Origin of the sequence: Acinetobacter sp. A1-4-2 (genome assembly GCF_040233925.1) — a bacterium.
Taxonomy (GTDB): Bacteria; Pseudomonadota; Gammaproteobacteria; order Pseudomonadales; family Moraxellaceae; genus Acinetobacter.
The window spans coordinates 1,221,723-1,240,686 of sequence record NZ_CP157981.1 but is presented as its reverse complement, the minus strand read 5'-3'; the positions used below and the strand labels follow the sequence as shown (position 1 = coordinate 1,240,686).

The following is an 18,964-nucleotide window of genomic DNA, read 5'->3' as shown; positions in this document are numbered from 1 at the left end:
GTTGAAAGAAACTCTCTATAATGCACTTCCATATTGCGGGAATAGCTCAGTTGGTAGAGCATAACCTTGCCAAGGTTGGGGTCGGGAGTTCGAGTCTCCTTTCCCGCTCCAGAATACGAAAAAGCCCTGATCGAAAGATTGGGGCTTTTTTTATAAGCTAATTTTTATCGTTCTATCTTCCAATCTTTTTATTAAAAGCTTAAACAAAAACAGATCAATTCCAAACCAATCGATAATATCAACATGGATAGATAAGCAAGTCTACAGTAAGCTACTATTAGCCATCTAACAGCTTTCTAAAAAATTCACAATCTTTTTGATTGGATAAAAAATCCCAAGAAGCCCACAGGTGTTCAAAACCATGCATAATGCTGGCAACTATGTCATCTCTTTAGGCAAAGGGGTGCGCTAGTTAGCTACCAAAGCCAAGAGCTGGAAATGTCGATCCTCTCAGGCTTTACTACTGAAATCTCTATCATTAAAAATAGGTTTGATATTTACTCTTATAAATCAAAAGATAATTTTCAAATTTAATGAATATTTTGGTGACTTAAATATAAAAGATACATTTTTACCTTTTTTCCTTCCAGCATTCTAACTATGTTAAGCTTTGAACAAATAATAAATATTGAAACAAGAGGATAACATCATGGGTTACCAGCACATCTTAGTTTCTGTGGATGATTCCCCTACCTCTCTCGCTGCCGCTGACCAAGCGATGATGTTGGCTAAAGCTATAGGAAGTAAAGTGACTATAGTCAGTGTGGTGATTATCGACCCTTTAACCAGTGTCAGTTTTTATAAAAATGTACCTGGAGTCACAGATTATTTTATGGAGGCCCAAGCTCACGCTAAAAATATATTAGCGGAGCTAGGTGCCAGATTTTCTGAAGCAGGCATTGCCGCAGAGACTAAACTTGTGGCCAAACAATCCCCCAGTGAGGCCATTGCTGAACTAGCCGATGAATTAAAGGCTGATTTGATTGTGGTTGGATCGCATGGGCGTACCGGTTTGAAAAAAGCTTTTATTGGCAGTATTGCCCAGGATATTCTGACCGCCAGCCATGTTCCCGTTCTGGTGGTTAAACATACTCAATAATCCTTTTAAGATGCTTTGTTGATTTTTATAGAAATAGTTTAAGCAATTTAGGATTTAAATTGCTTAGGCTATTTTTCAAACTATATCATTTAACGATGCTCAATTTAATTATGTTGTAATTGACCGTGGTTTAACTGCAAAGTATCAGCCTCTAAATATTCCAGTTCCTCCAGATGATGAGTGACATAAATCATCGGCACATTCAGTTCATCTTTCATTCGTTTAAAAAAGGGTAAAATTTGCTGTTTTAACTGTACATCTAATCCGGTTAATGGTTCATCCAATAACAGCAAATTGGGAGAAGACAATAAGGCACGTCCAATCGATACCCGCTGTGCTTCCCCGCCTGAAAGCTGCCGGGCTTTACGCTGAATCAGGCCATTCAAGTCCAGCAAATCTACAATGTCATCAAACTGGAATTTTCGTTCCGAGGGTGCCAGCCATTTTTCTGCATAACATAAATTCTGTTTGACATTCAGATGCGGAAACAGCAAAGCCTGCTGGAAAATTAAAGTAATTTTGCGTCGATGCATGGGCAAATGAATGTTTTGCCGGGTATCCACCAAAATGTGTTGATTAAACTGGATATACCCCTGATCGGGTTTTAACAGTCCTACAATATTTTTTAACAAGGTGCTCTTGCCACTCCCAGAAACGCCCACAATGCCCAAAAGTGACTGCTGCATCTCCAGTTCAACATTCAAGCTAAAATCAGCATGTTGATATTGAAAATCACATTTCAACATTTCAGGCTCCCAATTTGCGTTGATAGTTTTGCAAAATAAAATAATTGGCAATTAAGGCGCTAAAAGCCAAAAATAAGGATAAGGCCACCAAACGCATTGCCATATCTTCACCATTGGGTTGTTGCAGCAAGGAATAAATCGCGATGGGAATGGTACGGGTTTCATCAGGAATGTTACCGACAAAAGTAATGGTGGCGCCAAACTCCCCCAGGCTACGACTAAGACATAAAATGCTGCCCATCACGATGCCAGGAATAGCCAAAGGCAAGTTGATACTGAAAAAGACTCTCCACGGCGCAGCCCCCAATGAACCGGCAATCTGTTCCAGTTGCTGGTTCATCAACTGAAAGGACAGCCGAATCGGTTGCACCATCAGGGGAAATGCCACAATCATTGAGGCCAATACAGCCCCTTTCCAGTTAAAGGCCAGCTGTATGCCCAGTGTGTGCAGATATTTCCCAATGATGCCCTGATTGCCAAACAGTACCAGCAGCAAATAGCCCAATACGACTGGAGGCAAAACCATCGGCAACTGTAAACATGCTTCCACAATAAATTTCAGCCGAAATTCATGTCGTGCTAGTACCCAAGCCAAGCCGATGGCAAAAGGTAAGCAGAACAAGGTAGCAAAACCGGCTACTTTGGCAGATAAATACAGGGCACTCAGCTCTTCTGGACTTAACATCGTTGATTTATCTCCCAAGGGATTGCTTAGGATTTCAGGCTAAAACCGTATTTTTTAAAGATTGCTTTGGCCTGAGCGCTTTTTTCCACAAACTGTGCAAACTGTACTGCCTGTTTATTCTGTTCTCCCTGCTTGGTTAAAGCCAGCGGATACGCAATCGGGCTATGTGAGTTTGCGGGAAAAGTACCGATGATTTTGACTTTCTGGCTAATCAGGGCATCCGTTTTATAAACAATACCTACCTCACATTCGCCACGCTCAACAAAAGCCAAAGCCGAGCGCACATCATCCGTTCCTACAATCCGACCTTTTAAATGATCTAGCCAGTTCAGTTTAATCAGGCTCTGTTTGGCATATTTACCCGCTGGCACAGATTCCATCTGTCCCGTACAAAGATGTCCTTTAAATGCTTGAGCAAAATTAAAAGTAGACTGTGGCTTAAATGCAATATTTAAATTTTTTGAACTGATGGCCACCATCTGGTTAAACAATAAGGGCCTGGTTCTGTTTTGATTAATCAGGTTCTTTTTGATCAGGTAATTCATCCAGTCCAGATCAGCCGAAAAAAAGATATCACTGCTTGCCCCTGCTTCAACCTGTTTTGCAAGCGCTGATGAAGCTCCATATACCGATACAAGATTGGTTTTCGGATGTTGCTTTGCATAAATTTTTTCAATGTCGCTCATGGCATTGGTCAGGCTGGCAGCAGCATAAATTTTGACTGTTTCAGCATGTGCAACTGAAAGTGAAACCGGTAGACATACTGAGAAAAACAGAGATTTTTTCATGATTCTTTTGCCCCTTAATGAATAAATAAGCCCTGGACAATATCCTCTTCAAGCAGGCTTTGCCCTGCGGGAATACGCACCAGACAATTGGCCTGCATTAAATTGCTGAGCATATGTGATTGCTGTTTAGACAAACTTTTAACCTTTAATATTCCCTGATCGAAACTGGCTGACATTCTTAAAAAACGTTCTCGGCTGTCGATTTTTAAATCATGGCTGAGTACTGCACTAAACCAGTCCGGCCGCTGTTTTTGCCCCTGCAATACATTTAATAAGGTCGCGGTATAAATTTGCATGCCCACATACACGGCCGCGGGATTGCCCGGCAAACCCAACAGATAACAATGCGAACAATCACTGCGGGTTAATTCTGCAAAGAACATCCGCTTGCCCGGTTTCTGTTTCACTTTCCAGAACAGCTGTTCAAAGCCTAAATCCAGTGCCACTGGCCGAATAAAATCATAATCTCCCACCGAGACACCGCCGGTGCTTAAAACCACATCATAGCTGTCCGATAATTGCTGAATTAATGCTTTCACTGCATCTTCGCTATCGGCCACATGGAAAATTTCAACCTGCTGTCCTGCATTTTGAAACCAGGCCTGAATCAGCGGCGCATTGGCATCAAAAATCTTACCTGCTACAAAATCTTCAATGCTGCTCGCGACTTCATCTCCAGTAATGACCACTGCAACTTTGGGATATTGAACAACTTCAACGCTGTGAATGCCCGCCATACTTAAGCTGGCAATTGCCCCCACAGACAGCTGTTGGCCTTTACTGGCTAGCAACTGTCCAGTGGTAATTTCTTCCCCCATATCACGAATGTCAGCATGAGCATACAGGTTTTCGACTATTGCGATTTTGCCTGAATCGATGAGCTTGACGATTTCCTGACGTGCCACCGTGGTGGTTCCAAACGGAATTTTGGCGCCAGTAAAAATCCGAACCGCTTGTCCGGCTTTCAGTTGCAGCTCATCCTGTTGTCCGGCCCGGATTTCACCGATCAGTTCAAATTCGCTATGTGGCTCAATTACGGACTGAGCACACAGTGCATAACCATCTACCGCACTTTGCGAAAATAAGGGCAGATTGATGGCAGCATACACATCTTGCGCCAAATAGCGGTTTAAAGCCTGATTAAGCTCAAGGCGTTCAGTTGCTAACACCTGAGTATGCTGCAAGATTAAATCCAGTGCTTGATCCACCGTAATCAGGCCGTGTTCAGCACCACATCCTGACATTAGACTATTCATTGGTAACCCCCTGAATGGGGAATATTTTTTTGCACATCAAATAAATGTACCAATGCTGGCAGAACTGCAATCAACGATTCTTTCGCTCCTTGCCGGCTGCCGGGTAAGGTCATCACCAGACTGTTCTCGATATATCCGGCCACACCGCGACTTAAGGCGGCATAAGGCGTGCGTTTTTGCCCAAAACTGCGTGAAGCTTCCATCAGCCCGGGAATTTCCCGTTTTAATAACGGCTGGATGGTTTCCACGGTTAAGTCTTTCAGCCCCAACCCTGTCCCCCCTACGGTTAAAATCAGGGGATAGTCATTTTTCTGCTGTTCAATCAATGCCAGTAACTGTTCCGGACTATCTGGAATAACATGGTAAGCAATATTGTCAAAATTGGCTTCCTGTAAAATTTCCAGTACATTCTGCCCTGCCGTATCCGGTTTTTTGCCTGCAGCCACGGTATCCGACAGCACAATAATAGAGGCAGGCATTACTTCTTTTAAGGCACGGGTAAAGTGTGATTTACCGCCTTTTTTCTTTTGTAATTTGACCTGATCCAGACATAGGTCTTCCGGTTCACAATGCGGTTTCAGCATGTCATACAATGTTAAACCGGCCAGACTGACTGCGGTCAAAGCTTCCATTTCCACCCCGGTCGGCCCAATGGTTTCCACCGTGGCAATAATTTCCACATGTGCATCAAACAGTTCATATTCCACATCGGCACGGTAAATCGGTAGCGGATGGCATAGCGGAATCAGTTCATCGGTACGTTTGGCTGCTAAAATCCCTGCAATTCGTGCCGTCTTCAGCGCATCGCCTTTTTCGGTATTGCCCTCACGTAACAATTCAATGCAATGTGCTGGGGCATGCAGAATCCCTGTGGCCACTGCAGTACGATAACTCTCGGCTTTCATCCCGACATTTTTCATTGCATCTTTCCTGAATTCATTTTTACTTTAAATAATGCTTTTGGCTGACATCTACTCAGATTCAATGAGTAGCTTAATCTGCTTTTAATGATGACAATGGGCATGATCACTGTATGCGGATTGTTTATCTGCATGATGATGTGCAGGCCCCTGCTCCGCTGTATCTTTACGGATACAGCAACCTTCTACATATTGACTGCTGCCATCCAGGTAAAATTCTTCTTTCCACACCGGTACTTCGTGCTTGACCCGTTCTACCGCTTCTTCACAGGCAGCAAAGGCTTCGCGGCGATGTGCAGCATAGGCCATGGCAATAATGGCTTTTTCACCAATCGCCAAAGCACCAATCCGGTGAATGACCCGTACATAGGACACGCCATATTTAGTCTGAATCTCCTGCTCGATCTGGCGAATCATTTTTTCCGCCACTGGCGCATACGCGGTATATTTCAGTGCCTTAACCGCTTTGCCTTCATGATGATTACGCACGATTCCGATAAATACCCCTATGCCACCGCATTCAGGAAACTGCTCAATCTGATTAAAGCTGTCTAAAGTTAAGGCTGTCTCCTGAATTCTGCAAAATGTTTTCAATAACGTCATTTCAGCCTCCTGCCACTGGTGACAACAGCACCAGCGTACTGTCTGCATCAAGCCGGGTTTGTCGGGGAATGATGTCCTCACCGATGGCGCAGGCACAACGTTCAAGCATGGCAAAAGCTGCCGGATAATCCTGTCCGAGTTGTAGCAAAACCTCGGCAACAGTGCTCCGAGCACTGCATAACAGGGCTAAATTTGCAGGTAACTGTCGTTCTACTGCACCGAAGGCTTCAATTTTGATCTTGATTTGTGGCATTTCAACCTCCAATCATATGCATGCTGATTTTACGGGATGGCTCATTTTTCAAGCGCTGTTGAATGGCATGAAAGCCCTGCTCTTTATTCCAGATATAATTTGATACAGTGCGATGCAAGCCCAGTTCACTCAAAGGTATAGATGCAGCCAGGGCTTTAATTTCAGCTTTAAGATTCAAGCCCTTGGGGGCAAACAGGCAGTTATAAAATTCACCCTGCGCGGTTAAACGTACTCGATCACAAGTTCCACAAAATGAATGGGTAATGGTGGAAATAATACCAATTGGATGACCATCCATCAGATATTGTCGTGCCGGATCTGAGCTTGACTGAGCTGCATCATTTAGCTGGTGAGTGACTGCAAATTCAGTGGCTAGAGTGTCTAAAATCTGCTGTTCACTGACCACATGTGCGCTCGACCATTTGCGCTCACCATCCAGCGGCATAAACTCAATAAAGCGTAAATTGATTTTTTCCTTAACTGACCAGCGAGCCAACGGCAAAATCTGGTTGTCATTGATGCCGTTCATCAATACGCTATTGATCTTAATCGGCAGTCCAACGTCTTGTGCAGTGCGGATTCCATCCAGTACCGGGGCCAGCTCTTTTTGGGTCAATTGTTTAAATTGATTGGCATCCAGGCTGTCCAGACTGATATTTAAATCATCCAGTCCGGCCTGTTTTAAAGCCTGTGCATATTGCCCAAGATAATGCGCATTGGTAGTCATGGAAATGCGTTTTAAACCCAGCTTTTTTAGCTGTTGCAGTTGTGCAATAAAATGTACCACGCCTTGACGCATTAAAGGTTCACCACCGGTAATGCGAATAGATTCGATGCCACGACGCACCATAAAATCACAAAAATGATAAAGCTGTTCAAAACTGAGCAAATCGTGTTTTTTCATCCATTCAGGGTGTTCCGGCATGCAATACAAACACTTGAAATTACAGCGATCGGTCACTGAAATTCGTAATTTTCGCTTGCTGCGACCAAACTGATCGACAAAGCGCGCTTCGGTTTCAAGTTCTGTCATCATATTCATGTTGAACATCCATCTTCGAGCAACTTCCTGTTACCGCACAGCGATTGTGCGCAAGATTTAAAGTGCCCAATCTTGTTATTGTTAGAATTGCAATAAGTGTTCCAACTTTGTGCCAAAGGCAAAAGATTCAGTTTTAATGTAGAAATTTAAGTTGTTGATGCTGCTGTAGCTCATCCAGTGAATTAATGCTGTGAAAAAACAGGGCACGATTTTTAAAACTTGCCACTTGAGCGTGCAAGTCGGCAAAACAGTGTTTTAGACTGCGCTGTTTTTGTTCGAGATGACTGATGAAGGTAGGTAGACTACTGCGTTTAAGCAGACAAAATGGATAGAGTGCCTTGCCGTTTATTTCCACATAAGCCACCTCTGCCAGACTGTTTTTGGCCAAAGCTTGATGCAACTTGAGTAGAATTCGTGAAGGGATATAGGTCACATCACAAGGGACAAATAGCACATAGTCGGCCTGTACATGTGCCCAGGCGCTTTTCATACCCATCAGTGGACCTAAAAAGCCGCTTTCATCATCCTGATAGCAATGAATGCTGGGAATAATTTTCTGGTAAATCGAATCATCCCGGTGGCTGTTAATCCAGACATGTGCCACATCGGATTTTAGCTGTTGATGGATTTTGATCAGTTGAATCTGGTCATCAAATTTCTGCAACAGCTTATTGATGCCATTCATGCGCCGTGCCTGCCCCCCGGCTAAAATCACCAGATCGGTGCTCGGATAAACAGCATTTTTTAAGGTTTTTCTCATTCTACCGCCTCCATTTGACAGGCTTTAATCAGGCCACGAATTTCAGGCAGACATGAACCGCAATTACCGCCCGCTTTTAAACAGGCAGTGACCTGTTTTTCATTGGTTATATTTTTTTCTTTAATTGTTTCAATAATGCGGTTTTTACCCACCTTAAAACAGCTACATACCAATGGACCTTCATTATTTGCCATCGACATCGGTTGTCCGGCAAGTAATGCCTTACGGTGCATGGCACTTAAACGTTCACGTTTAAACAGGCTGGCGACCCAGTCACGATCCGGTAATAACGCTTTCGGTGCAATATATAGGCTAGCAATCAAATGCCCATCTTTCAGCACCACACTGTGACTGATATGGGCAGTCTGATCTTCAATGTTCAGCCATTCAAAACTTTCATCCTGAAACGGTAACAGCTCTTTTAACTGTTCTGTGGTCTGGGTAAATTTTTTACGGTCGGCCAGTTCATAACGTACAGCTTTGGGGGTGATAATTTTGGTCCACCACACCGTATTCTGAATGGACGATTGCACGATCTTTTCAAAGCCCTGACGTACATAAAACACGCCTTGCCACTGACTATAAAAGGGATGGATGATGACCGGGGTATGCTTAAACTCAGGTTCACCAGAAATGGCATCCACCACCGGATTGACCACCTTGCCAATCCGTGCATCGGACGCGACCTGGTCATTCCAGTGAATAGGAGCAAACACCTGTCCACGACGGATGTTGTCACTGACCGTCGCGCGTAATATACAACTCCCCCATTTCGATTTGACTTCTACCAGTTCGCCATCTTTGATGCCGTATTTCAGGGCATCATGTGGATGGATTTCACAATACGGTTCTGCACGGTGGCTACTTAAACTGGCGGATAAACCGGTACGGCTCATGGTGTGCCACTGGTCACGAATGCGCCCAGTATTCAGCATCAAAGGAAATTCGCTACACACCTCATTGGCCGGATTAACTGCGCTAATGGCAATAAATTGGGCTTTGCCATCTGCATGACTAAACTGACCTTTGGAATACAACCGAGCGACAGCATCTTCTTTTTGATGTTTAGTCCAGACCGGCCACTGCACCGGTTTTAGGTCATCATATTGATTAAAGGTTAAATCCGTTAAGCCGTTTAAATTAAAATATCGGAAATGTGGCGTTATATCGTGCTGGCTTAAGTCTGCATTTTGATGTGCCGATAAACGGACATGTTCCAGAAAAATGTCATGGCTATTGTTAAAATCAAAACCATCAAAGCCCATTTTTTTAGCGACCTGACTGATCGCCCACCAGTCGGCTTTAGCCTGTTCTGGCTCTTCTAAAAATGCACGCTGTCTGGAAATACGGCGTTCAGAATTGGTGACGGTACCGTCTTTTTCACCCCAGCCTAAAGCCGGTAACAGCACATCGGCATATTGTGTGGTGTCTGTGTCCTGGCAAATGTCAGACACCACCACAAATTCACACTTATCTAAGGCACGTTTGACCTGATCGGCATCGGGTAAACTCACCACCGGATTGGTGGCCATAATCCAGATGGCTTTAATTTTGCCACTTTCTACCGCATGGAATAGATCAACGGCCTTGAAGCCCGCCTGCTTGGCGATATAAGGACTTTGCCAGAAGTTTTGCACCAGTTGCTGATGGCTTTCATTTTCCAGCTCCAGATGGGCTGCCAGCATATTGGCCAATCCACCGACCTCACGACCACCCATCGCATTCGGCTGCCCGGTCATGGAAAAAGGCGCCGTACCCAGTTTGCCAATTTTTCCGGTGAATAAATGACAGTTGGTTATGCTATTGGCTTTATTCACGCCTTGAGAAGACTGATTCACCCCCATGGAAAAAAGGGTCATCACTTTTTCAGTTTGAGCGAATTGCTCATAAAAAACTTGCAGTTTTTCCAGTGAAATACCGGTACGTACAGCGACATCTTCAATGGACGATTCAGTTTGACTGTATGTTAAAGCTTGTTCTAAGCCTTGGGTATGTGCAGCAATAAAATCTGGATCAGCATGACCATTTTGCGATAAATATTGTAATAAGCCATTAAATAACGCGACATCTTGACCCGGTAAAATCGGTAAATGCAAGTCTGCCGCTTCACAGGTGCTGGTAAAGCGCGGATCAATCACCACCACAAACAGATCACGCTGTTCTTTGGCTTTCATGATGCGTTGATATAAAACCGGATGACACCATGCCGTATTTGAACCAACCAGCACCACCATGTCGGTATGTTCAAAATCTTCATAGCTCGCCGGAACAATATCTTCACCGAAAGCGCGCTTATGTGCTGCCACTGCCGATGACATACAGAGTCGTGAATTGGTATCAATATTGGCTGTACCGAGGTAACCTTTGACGAACTTATTCACTACATAATAGTCTTCAGTCAGCAATTGCCCCGACACATAGAAAGCAATGCTGTCACGCCCGTATTGATCAATACATTGCTGAAATTTAGTAGCAATTAAATCCGTTGCGGTATCCCAGTCGGTCTTTTCACGCTGATTTTTTCTGCCAAGCATGGGATAAAGAACACGTGTTTCAAGACCAAGGGTATCGGCCAAATTACTGCCTTTAATGCACAGTTTCCCGTAGTTAGATGGATGATTGACATCCCCTGCAACCGACACTTTTTGCCCTAAAGCAGTATCCTGCACAGTCGCAGTGACACCACAACCTACCCCACAATAGGGACAGGTGGTATTGGTGATTTTGGTATTTATTTCTGTGGAGCTATGCAGTTCCATAACGGGAATACTATTCATGGATGCTCCTTTCTATCGAATAAATTCACTTGAACTTGAATAATTTCTTCTATTTTCCAAGCTATCTAAATCTTTAGAGTTCACGTAAGCATGTATTCTGTCGAGGTGGCATGGATGCCACCGTTTCCCATCATTACAGGACGTAATGTATGGGAAACGAAGATTTTTGTTACTTTTGATCTTTCAAAAGTAAGATCATGCCTACGCAATTACTCTTTACTTATTAGTACAAAGTGTGGCTGTGCAAATATTTAAAATTGAACAAATACCACTTATGTGATTAGCCTGCTTTCTTTAATGCAAAATCTTTACCAAAAAGCAATTTATTACGAATATTACTGATTGGCGTTTGATCAGAAATCAGTTCTGCATACCAGGCACCATCTTCAGTATCACCAAACAACACGGCACCAATGACTTTATCTTTTTGAATAATAATGCGTTTATAGATCTGGCGTTTTTCATCATTCAAGATAATGTCTTCGTAATCGTCCTGGGGTTCACCATTTTCTAAATCAATTCGCCCCGCTGAAAATACGTCACAGCCACTCACCTTTAATTGCGTCGGAACCGTCGGTGCTTTGAACACCAGGCTGCCGTATTCTGCCAGATGTGAGGCACAAATACAGGCTTGGCCCCAAAGTGGTTCAACCAGACCAAAAGTTTGACCCCGATGTTCAATACACTCACCCACCGCATAAATACTTGGGTCAAAGGTTTGCATGGTGTCATTCACGATCACACCACGGTTACAACGTAAGCCGGCACTTTGCGCCAAGGCCATATTCGGACGGATGCCCACAGCAAAAACCACCAGATCAGCATCCAGCACCGTGCCATCTTTCAGCTGGATTTGCTTCACATGATCATCTTCGCCAAGTAATTGTTCTGTATTGGCTTGAGTGATGATATTAATGCCCTTGGCTTCAATACTTTGTTTTAACAGGCTGCTGGCACGACTATCCAATTGACGTTCCATAATCCGGTCCATCAAATGCAAAACTGTCACATTCATACCACGTTGTTTCAGACCATAAGCCGCTTCAAGTCCCAACAGACCACCACCAATCACTACTGCATTTTGTTTAGATTTGCAGTAGTCCAGCATGGTATTGACGTCATAGATATCTCGGAAACTGATCACGCCCTTTAAGTCCGAACCGGGAATTGGCGGAACAAAGGGTTTAGAACCTGTTGCCAGAATTAGACGGTCATAATCCACCACCAAGCCTTTTTCGGTATAGACCTGCTTACGGGGACGGTCAATTGTCACCGCAGCATCACCGGCAATAAAGCGGATGTTTTTGTCGCTATACCAGGTATGCGGATGCAGCATAATGTCATCAATGCTTTTATCGCCCGACAATACGGGTGAAAGCATGATGCGGTTATAGTTGCCCCACGGTTCTTCACCAATCACGGTCACTTCATAACGTTCAGGCGCCATATCCAGCAAATCTTCCAGACAGCGCATACCTGCCAGGCCATTGCCCACCAACACCAGTTTCATTTTTTCCTGAGAAGTGCCGTTATTGGTGATATAGGTTTTTTGCGGTGTCGGGCTGACCCAGACCTTGCCATTTTCAATCTTGCTTGGAAATACCAGCAGTTTCTGGTCTTTATCTTCCAGACAGCGTCCAGTGGCCAAACTGAAATGCTGCTTGTAGATTGGAGATGCAACCACACGTTCACCCTGCAAATCGCCAATAATGCCGCGCGACATCACAAACGCCTGACTAAACGGGTCTTGATTACTTAAGGCATAGACGCGTTTTTCATTACCAATACGGAACAGCGCAATTTGCTGATCTTCTACCAATGCCGCCACGCCCGTATTTGGCGTGATGTCTTCAAGTGCACAGACTTCTACCCAATTCAGTTCATTCATATTTTTTAAAATAGTCATATTCTTTTTTCCTTATACTTTAAATCAGGCTTCAACCACCGGAATACGGCTGGCATCACGTTCCGCTGCATTTTTTGGACGGATTTGCCCGCGCACCTCGGCGAATTGAATATGCGGATCGTTTTGCTGTTCAGGTTTGGCATTGATAAAGGTTACGAAGCGTTTACGTACTTCCGGATCTTCCACCGCAGTACGCCATTCATCCTGATAAGTACCGACCACATGCTGCATACAGCGTTCCAGTTCGGCTGCCAAACCAAGCGAGTCATTCACGACTACATCTTTTAAATAATCCAGACCGCCTTCCAGGTTGTCACGCCATACCGAGGTACGTTGCAAACGGTCTGCGGTCTGGATATAGAACATGAAGAAACGGTCGATATATCTGATTAAGGCTTGGGTATCCAGATCCGATGCCAGTAGTTCTGCATGGCGTGGTTTCATGCCGCCATTCCCGCAAACGTATAAGTTCCAGCCCTTTTCAGTGGCAATCACCCCGACATCTTTACTTTGTGCTTCGGCACATTCACGGGTACAGCCTGACACCGCCATTTTCAACTTATGTGGTGAACGCAGGCCTTTGTAGCGATTTTCCAGGAAGATGGCCAAACCAACAGAATCATCCACCCCATAACGGCACCAGGTACTGCCAACACAGGATTTAACAGTACGTAAAGATTTACCGTAAGCATGGCCTGACTCAAAACCGGCATTGATCAGTTTTTCCCAGATTTCAGGCAGCTGATGCACTTGTGCCCCAAACATGTCGACCCGTTGTCCACCAGTGAGTTTGGTATACAAACCATATTCTTTGGCAATCTGACCAATGGCAATCAGACCCTCTGGAGTGACCTCACCACCTGCCATACGCGGTACAACCGAGTAAGAGCCATCTTTTTGAATGTTACCGAGGTAATAATCATTACTGTCTTGCAGACCGGCATGACTTGGCTTCAGCACAAAGTCATTCCAGCAAGAGGCTAAAATATTGGCTGCAGTCGGTTTACAGATATCACAGCCGATCCCATGACCATGTTGTTGAATCAAATCATCAAAAGTCTTGATTTCATTGACCCGAACCAGGTGATACAGCTCTTGGCGTGAATAAGCAAAGTGTTCACACAGGTGATTGTTTACCGTTACGCCTTGGCGTTGCAGTTCAGACTTCAATACTTGGGTAACAAGTGGTGCACAGCCGCCACAGGCCGTTGCAGCTTGGGTACATTTTTTCAAGGCACCCAGTGAGGTTGAACCCCCAGCAATCGCACTACAAATATCAGCCTTAGACACGTTATTACATGAACAGATGGTGGCACTGTCTGGCAGCAGATCTACACCGCTGCCTCCTGCTTTGGCTGTTGATTGTGTATAGCCCGGCATGATCAGGCTTTCCGGATTTTCCGGTATCGCCAAGCCATTCAACATCATTTGCAGCAGCTCATTATATTCTTTGGCACAGCCCACCAGCACAGCCCCGAGTAGCTTGGTTTTTTCGCTATTCACCACAATCTTTTTGTAGATCATGGCATCTTCATCGGCATAGAAATAGCTGAGCGCATTTGGCGTCATGGCATGGGCATCCCCCACCGAGGCCACATCGACACCCATCAGTTTCAGCTTGGTACTCATGTCTGCACCAGCAAATTCATTGCAGGCCTGATCCATCACATGCTTGGCGGCAATACGCGCCATGTCGTAGCCTGGCGCAACCAGGCCAAAAATTTTGTTTTGCCACAGTGCACATTCACCAATCGCGTAAACATCGGCATCGGAAGTCTGGCAATAGTCATTAATCACGATCCCGCCACGCTCGCCAATGGCGAGTCCACTTTGACGCGCCAATTCATCCCGTGGACGAATCCCCGCAGAGAACAAGATGATATCGGTTTCAAGTTCTGAACCATCGCCAAACTTCATCACATGCTTAGCATTCACACCGTCTTCAATTGCAGAAGTGGCTTTTTGGGTATGGACTTTTACCCCCAGATTTTCAATTTTTGCCCGTAAAACCTTGCCACCCAGATCATCAATTTGCACCGCCATTAAACGTGGGGCAAATTCCACCACATGGGTTTCAAGGTTTAAATCACTTAGGGCTTTGGCCGCTTCCAAACCGAGTAAACCACCACCAATCACCACGCCAGATTTTGCATTCAGGCTGGCAGCGCGGATGGCATCTAAATCTTCAATGGTCCGGTAAACAAAACAGTTTTCACGGTCATTGCCGGGAATAGGCGGTACAAAAGCGTAAGAACCTGTGGCCAGCACCAACTTGTCATAACTAATGACATCCCCCTGATTGGTGCTAACCGTTTTATTTAAAGTGTCGATGGCAGTGGCTTTGGTATTTAAGCGCAGATCAATTCCGTAGGCATCGGCAAAATCTGAACGACACAGGGTTAAGTCTTTAGCAGATTTTCCAGTGAAATATTCAGTTAGATGTACGCGGTCATAGGCCAAGCGCGGCTCTTCTGCCAAAATGGTCATTTCAACCTCATCACCTGCATATTCTAAAACCGATTCGATAAATTTGTGGCCCACCATGCCATGGCCAATCATGAGCAGTTTCATCGTATTTATCCTCAATTCTTTAAAAACTTCTTTCAATTTATTAATTTAAGCTCTGGATCTAAGCGTATTGATCCGAGGAATTTTATTGCTGGGCTTCAGCCAGACTGTTGCGTTCCAGCATGGCCTGTTCATAAAGCTGCTGTTCTTTTTCTTTATGCTCGACCGAGAAGCGAATCATCAGCACACAACTAGCGGCAATCACCACCAAGCCACCCAACACCATTAACGTGGTTTGAATATCCAGCATACCTTTGAGCAGGAAACCTGCAGCCACGGCACCTACATTACCGCCTGCACCAATAATGCCGGCCACACCGCCTAAAGCATCACGGTCAATGAAAGGCACCAGGGCATAGGTCGCACCACAGGCCATATGGGTAAAAAGTGCAAAAACTGTCATGGTCATGATGGCCAGAACTGCGGTGTTCATTTGCGAAAATAAGATCAGGAATAAGCCTTCCATCAGAATCATGCCGAATAGCACTTTGGTACGCCCATCCAGACCTTTTCTAATCGCCACTTTGTCAGAGATGATGCCACCCAAGGCACGGGCAAATAGAGCAAGCAGACCGAAAATCCCTGCGGCCATGCCGGCTTCTTTTAAGCCAAACTGGAAATTGTTGACAAAATACAAAGCGATAATGTTATGAATGAAAATCTCGATCCCAAAGCAGGCGGCATAGGCACCAAATAAAATCCAGACCCGGTAGTTGCGTGCTGCATGCATCAGAATCGCCAGACCGCCTTTTTTATCGCTGCCTACTTGCACGCCTTGTGCCCGCAGTTCCTTAAAATTTCCTTGCGGGCAGTCTTGGGTGAATTTCCAGTACAGTGCACCTACAATCAGCATCAGTACCCCCGGGACAAGCAGGGCAATTCTCCAGCCCATGGTCTGTTCAACTCCGAACATCACCAAGGCAGCAAGTAATAAAGGCATCAGGGCTTGAGTTGCACCGCCACCGGCATTTCCCCAACCTGCTGATGCAGCATTGGCGGTTCCTACCACATTCGGTGCAAACATGATGCTGGTGTGATATTGGGTAATCACAAAGCTGGCACCAATGGCACCAATCAATAAGCGGAAGAAAAGAAAGGATTCGTAACTGTTGGCAGAAGCCACACCAAACACCGGAATACTGCCGATCATCAATAATGCAGTATAGGTTTTGCGTGGCCCGTATTTATCACATAAAGGTCCCACAATTAGGCGAACCAAAATGGTGATGGCTACAGCGGCAATATTAATATTGGCAATCTGGTCTTTAGTTAAATGGAACTCACCGGCAATAACAGGCATGAGTGGGGCACAGGCAAACCAAGCAAAGAAACAGACAAAAAATGCGAGCCAACTCATATGGAAGGCCCGCATTGCTGCGCTACTGAAATTGAAAAGACTTATTTTTGTTGCTTTTTTAGCATTTAAATTTGAAGACATAGCCCTCTCCTTCCTGAACTGAACGTATGGTTTTATCTGCCATGCGGATAGCTGCACAGCAGATTCGATCAGAACGGACGTCTTTGGCCGTCTTACAATTTTTTAGAGTCGTCTTTGACTCACAAGAGATACAGCAATGCGCGTGCCAATAACTCAGAGAAAACTATAAGTTTATATTTTTTATCATTTTTAATTTTTATTTATAATTTTTCAATGCCAGTAATGGTCTGCTTCATCTTTAACTATGACCTCCTGACTCAGCTCAACAATGATTATGCTTCCTTGTAGCGCATTTTTGCATTAAGACAGTGCACCCTTTGCTCATCGTTCATTGGTTCAGTGAACTTTTATTGAAATCATAATGATTTAACTTATTTGGCATTTTAATTGCTTTAAATGAATTACGACTTTTTCTTTCAGGCATGGCCTGATGATATTTAGCCCATATGCCAAAACTCAAAATTGCACTGATTGATGACGATCAAGACCGTGCCAATTACATTCAAGCCTCCCTAATTGAACACAATTTCGAGGTGGTGGCCTGCCTCAGCGCGGATCATTTAAGCATGTTCCGCCTCGAACAGTTGCATGCCGACGTAATTTTGCTGGATATGGATCATCCCCATCGTGACATCATTGAAAGCTGTGTCAGCCAGTTCGATCTGCCAACAGTACTGTTTACTAAAAACAGCCACAAAGACACCATCAAAAACGCCATTGATGCTGGGGTTACGGCGTATATTGTCGATGGCATTGACCCATCCAAACTGGACAGCATTTTAGAAATCTCGATTGAACAGTTTAAAAAACATAAAAAATTGCTCGGCGATCTGGAAGACACCAAAACCAAGCTGGCCGACCGTAAAGATGTGGAGAAAGCCAAAGTATTGATGATGCAATTACACCATCTTACTGAAGATCAAGCCTTTCAGTTACTGCGTAAAAATGCCATGAGCCACCGTATGACCATTGGTGAAATGGCACGGCGTTTACTGGATGCACAGCAACTACTACAAAGCCAATTGAAGGATTAAGCCATGCCAGATTTAGAAAAAACTCAAATCCAGATCGGCTATATTCCTCTGCTGGATTGTGTGGCCATTCTTTGGGCCAAGCAGCGTGGTTTTTTTGAGGAAGCGGGTTTAGAGGTCACGCTGGTGAAGGAAGCGTCCTGGGCCAGCTTAAGAGACCGGTTGGCTTTTGGTTTTTTAGATGCTGCACATTGCCTGTCTGCCATGCTGCCTGCCGCGGCACTCGGTGAAGACCAGCTCGGTATTCCACTCCAGACTGCCCTGGTATTAAGTTATAACCGCGCCTTTATTAGTCTGAGTCAGAAACTGTGCTTTGAGCTGAACATTTCCAGTCAGGACAGTGCACAACAATCGGCACAAAAAGTTGTCTCTGCCCTACAGGCACAGCAACCGATTCAGCTGGCACATGTGTTTAAGCAGTCGATTCATCATTATTGCCTTAGAGAATGGCTCGCCATTGCCAATCCTGAAATTGCACGAAATATAAAACTGGCCACGCTTCCCCCACCCTATATGGTGCAGGCATTAGCCAATCAGGTCATTGATGGTTTTTGTGTCGGTGAACCCTGGAACAGCCAGGCTGAACTACTGGGAATCGGTCAAATTATCGCTTCCAGTCAGGACATTATTCCCCAAGTAGCAGATAAGGTTTTGGCAGTCACCTGTGATTGGGCAATGCAACATCCAAACACGCATCAGGCTTTAACGCAGGCCATTCAAAAAGCCCAGCAAGAACTGAAAGATTTACAGGACTATGCCGACGTTTGGCAAATGCTGACCGAGTTCAATATTGTGCAATTTCAATGCTCAGACAGCATTCACGTACAAAAATTCCACTCCATTCAAAATATTATCCGCAATTTTGTCGATGAGACATCTGTGCCAAAGGTAGAAGATTTTAAATGGCTGACCCAGCAAATGCTGAAATGGGATAATCCAATTCACTTGAATGATGCGGTGATTGAAAACATCAGCCAAAACTGTATTTTATCTTTGACGAAATAAGGCAGCATCCGCATTGCCCCAGCCACAAAAAAATAATCAGAATGCTGGGGTTAAGCCATTCATTTTGATTATTTTATCGCTGTAATC

Annotated in this window: 16 protein-coding genes and 1 tRNA gene; 4 read left to right on the top strand and 13 right to left on the bottom strand. The window is 44.7% G+C overall.

Annotated elements, in window-relative coordinates:
* Positions 1 to 35 precede the first annotated feature (35 nt).
* Positions 36 to 111, top strand: a tRNA-Gly gene (locus ABJ384_RS06185).
* A gap of 538 nt (positions 112 to 649) precedes the next feature.
* Positions 650 to 1,099, top strand: coding sequence for a universal stress protein (locus ABJ384_RS06180; protein ID WP_349929513.1), 450 nt, complete (start codon positions 650 to 652; stop codon positions 1,097 to 1,099).
* Between the two features lie 104 nt (positions 1,100 to 1,203).
* Here the strand turns inward: ABJ384_RS06180 and ABJ384_RS06175 are convergent, their stop codons facing one another.
* From ABJ384_RS06175 to ABJ384_RS06115, 13 genes are all read right to left on the bottom strand, one after another.
* Positions 1,204 to 1,845, bottom strand: a complete 642-nt coding sequence (locus tag ABJ384_RS06175; protein WP_349929512.1) for an ATP-binding cassette domain-containing protein — start codon at positions 1,843 to 1,845, stop codon at positions 1,204 to 1,206.
* Position 1,846: 1 nt separating this feature from the next.
* The gene (gene modB, locus ABJ384_RS06170) at positions 1,847 to 2,530 is read right to left on the bottom strand and encodes a molybdate ABC transporter permease subunit (protein WP_166168110.1); all 684 of its coding nucleotides are present in this window, start codon (positions 2,528 to 2,530) and stop codon (positions 1,847 to 1,849) included.
* 26 nt (positions 2,531 to 2,556) lie between these two features.
* On the bottom strand, positions 2,557 to 3,318 hold the full coding sequence (modA, locus tag ABJ384_RS06165) for a molybdate ABC transporter substrate-binding protein (RefSeq protein ID WP_349929511.1): 762 nt from the start codon (positions 3,316 to 3,318) through the stop codon (positions 2,557 to 2,559).
* A gap of 14 nt (positions 3,319 to 3,332) precedes the next feature.
* Positions 3,333 to 4,574: a molybdopterin molybdotransferase MoeA gene (locus tag ABJ384_RS06160; RefSeq protein WP_349929510.1), complete on the bottom strand. Its 1,242-nt coding sequence runs from the start codon at positions 4,572 to 4,574 to the stop codon at positions 3,333 to 3,335.
* On the bottom strand, positions 4,571 to 5,494 hold the full coding sequence (gene moaCB / locus ABJ384_RS06155) for a bifunctional molybdenum cofactor biosynthesis protein MoaC/MoaB (protein WP_349929509.1): 924 nt from the start codon (positions 5,492 to 5,494) through the stop codon (positions 4,571 to 4,573). The genes ABJ384_RS06160 and moaCB overlap by 4 nt, the downstream gene beginning before the upstream one ends.
* A gap of 84 nt (positions 5,495 to 5,578) precedes the next feature.
* Entirely contained in the window at positions 5,579 to 6,097 is a 519-nt protein-coding gene (locus ABJ384_RS06150) for a molybdenum cofactor biosynthesis protein MoaE (RefSeq protein WP_349929508.1), read from the bottom strand.
* 1 nt (position 6,098) lies between these two features.
* Entirely contained in the window at positions 6,099 to 6,350 is a 252-nt protein-coding gene (locus tag ABJ384_RS06145) for a MoaD/ThiS family protein (protein ID WP_349929507.1), read from the bottom strand.
* 1 nt (position 6,351) lies between these two features.
* Entirely contained in the window at positions 6,352 to 7,392 is a 1,041-nt protein-coding gene (gene moaA / locus ABJ384_RS06140) for a GTP 3',8-cyclase MoaA (RefSeq protein WP_349929506.1), read from the bottom strand.
* Between the two features lie 133 nt (positions 7,393 to 7,525).
* Positions 7,526 to 8,152 carry an NTP transferase domain-containing protein gene (locus tag ABJ384_RS06135; RefSeq protein ID WP_349929505.1) on the bottom strand — a complete coding sequence of 209 codons (627 nt, stop codon included), beginning with the start codon at positions 8,150 to 8,152 and terminating at the stop codon, positions 7,526 to 7,528.
* Complete coding sequence (locus ABJ384_RS06130; protein ID WP_349929504.1) at positions 8,149 to 10,929, bottom strand: molybdopterin-dependent oxidoreductase; 2,781 nt, start codon at positions 10,927 to 10,929, stop codon at positions 8,149 to 8,151. The genes ABJ384_RS06135 and ABJ384_RS06130 overlap by 4 nt, the downstream gene beginning before the upstream one ends.
* A gap of 280 nt (positions 10,930 to 11,209) precedes the next feature.
* The gene (gene nirD, locus ABJ384_RS06125; protein WP_349929503.1) at positions 11,210 to 12,835 is read right to left on the bottom strand and encodes a nitrite reductase small subunit NirD; all 1,626 of its coding nucleotides are present in this window, start codon (positions 12,833 to 12,835) and stop codon (positions 11,210 to 11,212) included.
* 24 nt (positions 12,836 to 12,859) lie between these two features.
* Positions 12,860 to 15,406 carry a nitrite reductase large subunit NirB gene (gene nirB, locus ABJ384_RS06120; protein ID WP_349929502.1) on the bottom strand — a complete coding sequence of 849 codons (2,547 nt, stop codon included), beginning with the start codon at positions 15,404 to 15,406 and terminating at the stop codon, positions 12,860 to 12,862.
* Between the two features lie 82 nt (positions 15,407 to 15,488).
* A complete protein-coding gene (locus tag ABJ384_RS06115) occupies positions 15,489 to 16,841 on the bottom strand; it encodes an MFS transporter (RefSeq protein ID WP_349929501.1) in 1,353 nt (450 codons plus the stop codon).
* Between the two features lie 446 nt (positions 16,842 to 17,287).
* Here ABJ384_RS06115 and ABJ384_RS06110 point away from each other — a divergent pair, with 446 nt between their 5' ends.
* Together ABJ384_RS06110 and ABJ384_RS06105 are read left to right on the top strand one after the other, a co-directional pair.
* Complete coding sequence (locus tag ABJ384_RS06110) at positions 17,288 to 17,875, top strand: ANTAR domain-containing protein (RefSeq protein WP_349929500.1); 588 nt, start codon at positions 17,288 to 17,290, stop codon at positions 17,873 to 17,875.
* A gap of 3 nt (positions 17,876 to 17,878) precedes the next feature.
* Complete coding sequence (locus ABJ384_RS06105; RefSeq protein ID WP_349929499.1) at positions 17,879 to 18,877, top strand: ABC transporter substrate-binding protein; 999 nt, start codon at positions 17,879 to 17,881, stop codon at positions 18,875 to 18,877.
* Positions 18,878 to 18,964: the final 87 nt, after the last annotated feature.